Source organism: Actinomadura livida (assembly GCF_014648675.1).
GTDB lineage: Bacteria > Actinomycetota > Actinomycetes > Streptosporangiales > Streptosporangiaceae > Spirillospora > Spirillospora livida.
Window position 1 is genome coordinate 233,269 of record NZ_BMRO01000006.1, and the last position, 4,846, is coordinate 238,114.

A 4,846-nucleotide genomic window follows, 5' to 3' on the forward strand; every position below is an offset into this window, starting at 1 on the left:
GCAGCGGGTCCGCTCGGCGGGGTCCGGCGCGTCGTCCGCGGCGGCGCGGTAGTCCCGCCACGACTTGAGGAACCGGATCAGCCGCGACACGTCGCGCAGGTCGCTCACCGGGCCGAGCGAGATCCGCAGGGCGCCGCCGGTGGGGAGCCCTATCGCGCGCCGGTAGGCCTCCGCCGTGGCGAGGGCGGGTCGCTGTCCCGCGCGGAGCAGGTCCTCCGGGTCGAGCGCGAAGATCGTCTCCCCCACGCCGGGGTTGCAGAAGCACCCCGCGCGCAGGGCGATCCCGCTCCGGGCCGCGCCGCTCTCCACCACGCGTTCGTCGACGAGGGCTCCGTCGGCGTCCAGGAGGTTGAACGCGACCGTCGCCCCGCGGTCCCTCGTGTCGGCGGGGCCGTAGAGCGCGCAGAGCGGCAGGCCGTTGCCGTGGCGGAGGGTGCGCATCGCGTCCAGCAGCCAGTCCAGCAGGCACCGCACCCTGGTCCGGACCGCCTCGCGGCCGAGTGTCTCCCGGACGTAGTCCAGGCCGATCGGCACCCCGAGCACGCCGGTGAAGTCGGGCGTCCCGTCCTCGAAGCCGTCCGGTGGAGCGGCGGGTGCGTGCCATCCGCCGCGGGCGCTGGACGCCACCACGGTCCCGCCGGCGAACCACGGGCGGCGCAGCTCGGCGAGCGCGTCGCTGCGGGCGACGAGGCACCCGAGCCCGGTCGGCCAGCCGAAGATCTTGTAGTAGGACAGCGGGACGAAGTCGGGCTTGTCGGTGCGCAGATCAAGGTCTGACAGCGCCAGGTAGGCCGCGGCGTCGAGCGCCACCCGCCAGCCGCGCGACTGCGCCTCGCGGACCCAGCCGAGCGGATGCCGGACGCCGGAGAAGTTGCTCTGCGCCGGATATGCGAACAGCGACGGGGACGCGCTCGCCCGATCCAGGACCTGGAGTACGGCGGAGGGGTCGGCCCGCAGGTCAGGGCGCAGCGGGATCGTCTCCACGGCGGCACCGCATGCGGTGGCGTACTCCCGGATGCCGAGGACGGAGTTGTGGTTGTCCTGCAAGAGCGCCAGCCGGGACTCCGGCCCGAACGGGAACGCCTCCCCCACGAGCCGCAGGGCGCCGGAGGCGTTCGCGGTGAAGATGACCGAGTACTCCTCGGGGTCAGCGTTCAGGAACCGCAGCGTCGCCTGCCGGGCCCGGTGCATCGCTTCGGTGGAACGCCGGGACGGCCCGTTCTCCGAATGCGGGTTGCCCCAGGTGCCCCCGCACAGGACCTGCTGGTACGCGGCGATCTGGGACCGGCCTGGAAGCCCGCTCCCGGCGTAGTCCACGTAGACGAGGTCCTGGTCGTCGAGACGGCCGAAGTCCTCCTTGCGGATCCGGTCGAGATGGCCGGTGGCGATGTAGCCCGGAAAGGCCCGCGAGAACTCGGCCGCACCGAGCTCCTCCTGCGCTTCGACGGTCACGGCGGGTCGGCTCACCGGGAGGCGCCGGCCGCCGGGGCCGGCTCGGCGATCATCCGCGCCATCCTGGAGTACCCCTGGTCGACCACCCGCTGCGCCACCACGTCATGGAAGTCGGGGTTCTCGGGGACCACCGCGTCCAGGCCGTCCGCATACCGGTTGAACATCGAGAACGCGGCGGCGATCAGCACGGTGTCGTGGATCTCGACGTCGGTGGCCCCGGCGTCCCGTGCCGCGTCCACGTCGGTGCCGAGCACCGACCGGCCGCCGATCCGCACCTTCTCGGCGATGCGCAGCAGTGCCTTCATCTTGGCGCTGATCGGCGCCTCGTCCGGCATCTCCCGCACGGCGCGCACGACGTCGAAACCGTCCTCCATCTGCAGGGCGGCAATGGTGAAGTGCCCGTCCCGGCAGAACTCGCTGGAGTTCCCCTGGGACACATATCCGGCGATCATCTCACGTTCACCGCGCGTCAGCGCGTTGTCCGCGCGGAGCAGGACCTCGCAGAGTTCGAGCAGTGGCACGGCCGTCTCCGGCCGGAACTGGAAGAGCCCGAAGGTACCGGGACTTTCCTTGGGAACAGGAATGTGCGGCATCTTGCCCTCCTCGATAGCGGGCGGCCTTTGATTGCACCGCCAGTAGAACACTTTAAAAATATCTAGTCAACGCTGCATGTTTGTGGCGCGACTTCGAATTAAAGGCGCGAAAGAATGCGGCGGTGATGCCCGGCGGGTAATGAGATCAGGCGTCGTCGCGCAGTGCGCGCAGGCCGGCATCGAGCGCCTCCAGCGAGACGCCCACGGCGGCGGCGACGGTCATCTCGAATATCTCGTCCTCGCTGTGGCCGGCCGCCTTGAGGTGCTCGATGTCCGAGTCCGTCACGTCCCAGGGCTCGTCCCTGATCTTCGCGGTGTAGGACGACCAGGGATCGGCGAGCGCCGCCTCTCCGGTGGCGGCGGCCCGGCGCAGCGCGGGAGCGGTCTGACCGGAGCCCTCGAACACACCCGCGCGCAGCTCCGCGATGAGCCGCGAGTACCTGGCCGCGGTGGACTCTTCCTTGTTGCGCGGGTCCTTGTTGCGCATGGCCGTCCTTTCAGCGCAGCGTGAATGCGGGGAACCGGTAGCCGAACTGGTGGAGGGCCCGCGTCCCCTTCGTGAGCTGGCCTTCGAGCAGCTTGAAGTCGAACGCGAACGCCAGGCGGTCGACGGCGTTCCACACGAAGGCGACGTGGAGCGCCTCGACCACGGCGTCGTCGGGGACGCCCAGCTCACGAGCCTCCCGGAGGTCGTCTCCGGAGACCGGCTCGGCGGAGCGCATCACCTTCTCGACGAACGAGAGGACCGCCCTGAACTCCGGCCGCGCGGTATCGGCGTCCGCGACGTCGACCTCGCCGTCGGCCGCGATTCCGATCATCTCGGTGTGGATGTCGATGCAGTACGGGATCTTGAAGAGCCGGGCGATGGTCAGCGCGATGTACTCACGCTCGCCGGGAGTCCAGAACGAGGGGCCGCGCATCGCCTCCGCGAAGAGCTCGCTCACCGCACGGCCGAAGAACTCCGGGCGGTAGAGGATCATCTTGACGACGTCGGCCATCTCCGCCCCGGAGGATTTTGAGGCCATCAGCATGAAGAACCTGGCCGGCTTCCGCTGCCCCGTCTCAAGGTTCGCCAGGCGCACGACTCACTCCCTGTCCGCATCGCTGATCGTCAGCGCTTCCGCCCGGCGGCGCCGTCCGCGCAGCACGGGTCCCTCGGTGCGCACCGGATTGCCCCTAAATGGTGCGCCGGTAAAGCGTTTCCCGCCAATGCCGGGTTGAGCGGATTCCCGTGCGGGTCCGGTCGCTCAACCGCGAGAAGTTCGCGGTTGAGCAGCACGTCCGCGGCACGAGGGGTTCCGCCCCGGCCGCCCACCGGGCACAGCGGTCCCCGGAAACACTTTAGAAACATATAGCGCTGCGTCGAGCCTGGAGACGCGGCTGCCGTGGTCGTACGGCTGAACATCCGCCCGTGTCGGCCCTCGTCCCGGCGCGGAGTGTACTGCTCAGCCCGATTGACTATCGATTCTTAAAGTGTTTGCCTGGAACCCGGCGAGCCGACACGAAACGACCACAATTTCGGCGACCAGACCGCGAGCCCACACGCGAATCCGAGAACGCCTGGTCGACCATGCCCAGATCGTCAACCAATCCGAAAACCCATGGTGTGTCGGCCGCCCGTCCAGACCCCTGCGGTCCAGTTCCACATCCCCACCGAAAGGCTCTGCCATGAGCGAATCCGAGAACATCATCCGGCGCGTGATGGAACGCGGCATCGGCGTCGGGTCCGACGGCTCGCAAAGCCCCAGCCCGGACGCGGTCGTCAAGGGCCATGAGTCCGCCTGGGGCGGGCCCGGCAACCTGTACCCGATCCGCCCGTACACGCTGACCCCGCCGGCCCTCGAGGCGTTCACCGTGCGCGAGCGCATCCACGTGCTCGTCGACGGCCTCGGCGAGGACATCGTGGACCTGCACGGCATGGCGATCTACCGCCGGCACGACCCGTTCGCGGCCGACGGCGTGGAGCTGGAGTGGGCCACCTCCACGATCACCGCGCAGTTCCTGACCCTCCAGGTCACCGGGCACAGCGACGTCTTCGGCCAGGTCAAGGTCTCGAACACGCCGGCCAAGCCGGAAGGCGCCCGGGTCCGGCCGACGCCGTCCCGCGACGGCACCCTGATGCCGATCAAGGACTGCGTCACCGACATCTACCCGCAGTTCGAGATCGAGCAGCTCGGCCAGGTCGTCCACACCGGTGACCGCGTGGTGCGGCTCGAGTCCCGGATCGCGATGGTCCCGCCGATCGGCGACGTCTCGCGGACGTCGGCGCGGTACCCGCTGTACGACAGCGAGGACCGCCCGGTCGGCGAGCTCGTCGCGGCCGACATCGAGATCGGCGCGCTGCTGCACCACATCCCGATCAGCAGCGTGACCATCTCGCCGGCGCTGGCCGAGGTGCTCCTCAAGGCATAGCCGCCGGACCGCCCGAACCGGCCTGAGCCGGAGCCCGCCGTCCGCGGTGCGGACGGGTCCGGGCAGGCAGGCCGGGGAAGCCCGCCGGTTGATCCGGCGGGCTTCCGCTTCCGGCCGGAAAGCGCGTTCATTACGCTGTCCATATCCTCTGCAATTGGCTTTCAAAGGCGGGTGCCATGCTGGACGCGATCCGGAATGTCAATTGGCCGGATAATGCGGCCGGAAACGGCGTCAGCCGGGAGGAGACGCGGGAAGTGCTGCTCCGGCGGCCTTACTGGACGGCTCCCGGCCCGGACGGGACGACCCTGGTCTACGGCCTCACCGACGCCGGCCGCCACCTGCTGGTGTCGGTGGTCGCCGAGGGCGAGGGCGTCCTCGTCGTCGGGGCC

Annotated in this window: 5 protein-coding genes; 1 reads left to right on the forward strand and 4 read right to left on the reverse strand. The window is 69.8% G+C overall.

Annotation, left to right across the window (positions count from 1 at the left end):
• From IEZ03_RS16295 to IEZ03_RS16310, 4 genes are all read right to left on the reverse strand, one after another.
• Positions 1–1,452: aminotransferase class V-fold PLP-dependent enzyme (locus tag IEZ03_RS16295; RefSeq protein WP_221480677.1), on the reverse strand; the 1,452-nt coding region annotated here is incomplete at its 3' end.
• A gap of 11 nt (positions 1,453–1,463) precedes the next feature.
• The gene (locus tag IEZ03_RS16300; RefSeq protein ID WP_184883627.1) at positions 1,464–2,045 is read right to left on the reverse strand and encodes a carboxymuconolactone decarboxylase family protein; all 582 of its coding nucleotides are present in this window, start codon (positions 2,043–2,045) and stop codon (positions 1,464–1,466) included.
• Between the two features lie 145 nt (positions 2,046–2,190).
• Entirely contained in the window at positions 2,191–2,532 is a 342-nt protein-coding gene (locus tag IEZ03_RS16305; RefSeq protein WP_184883625.1) for a hypothetical protein, read from the reverse strand.
• A gap of 10 nt (positions 2,533–2,542) precedes the next feature.
• Positions 2,543–3,127, reverse strand: coding sequence for a carboxymuconolactone decarboxylase family protein (locus tag IEZ03_RS16310; protein WP_184883623.1), 585 nt, complete (start codon positions 3,125–3,127; stop codon positions 2,543–2,545).
• 586 nt (positions 3,128–3,713) lie between these two features.
• On the opposite strand from IEZ03_RS16310, the gene IEZ03_RS16315 reads away from it, so the two are divergent.
• Positions 3,714–4,457, forward strand: a complete 744-nt coding sequence (locus IEZ03_RS16315; protein ID WP_132045012.1) for a DUF6073 family protein — start codon at positions 3,714–3,716, stop codon at positions 4,455–4,457.
• Positions 4,458–4,846: the final 389 nt, after the last annotated feature.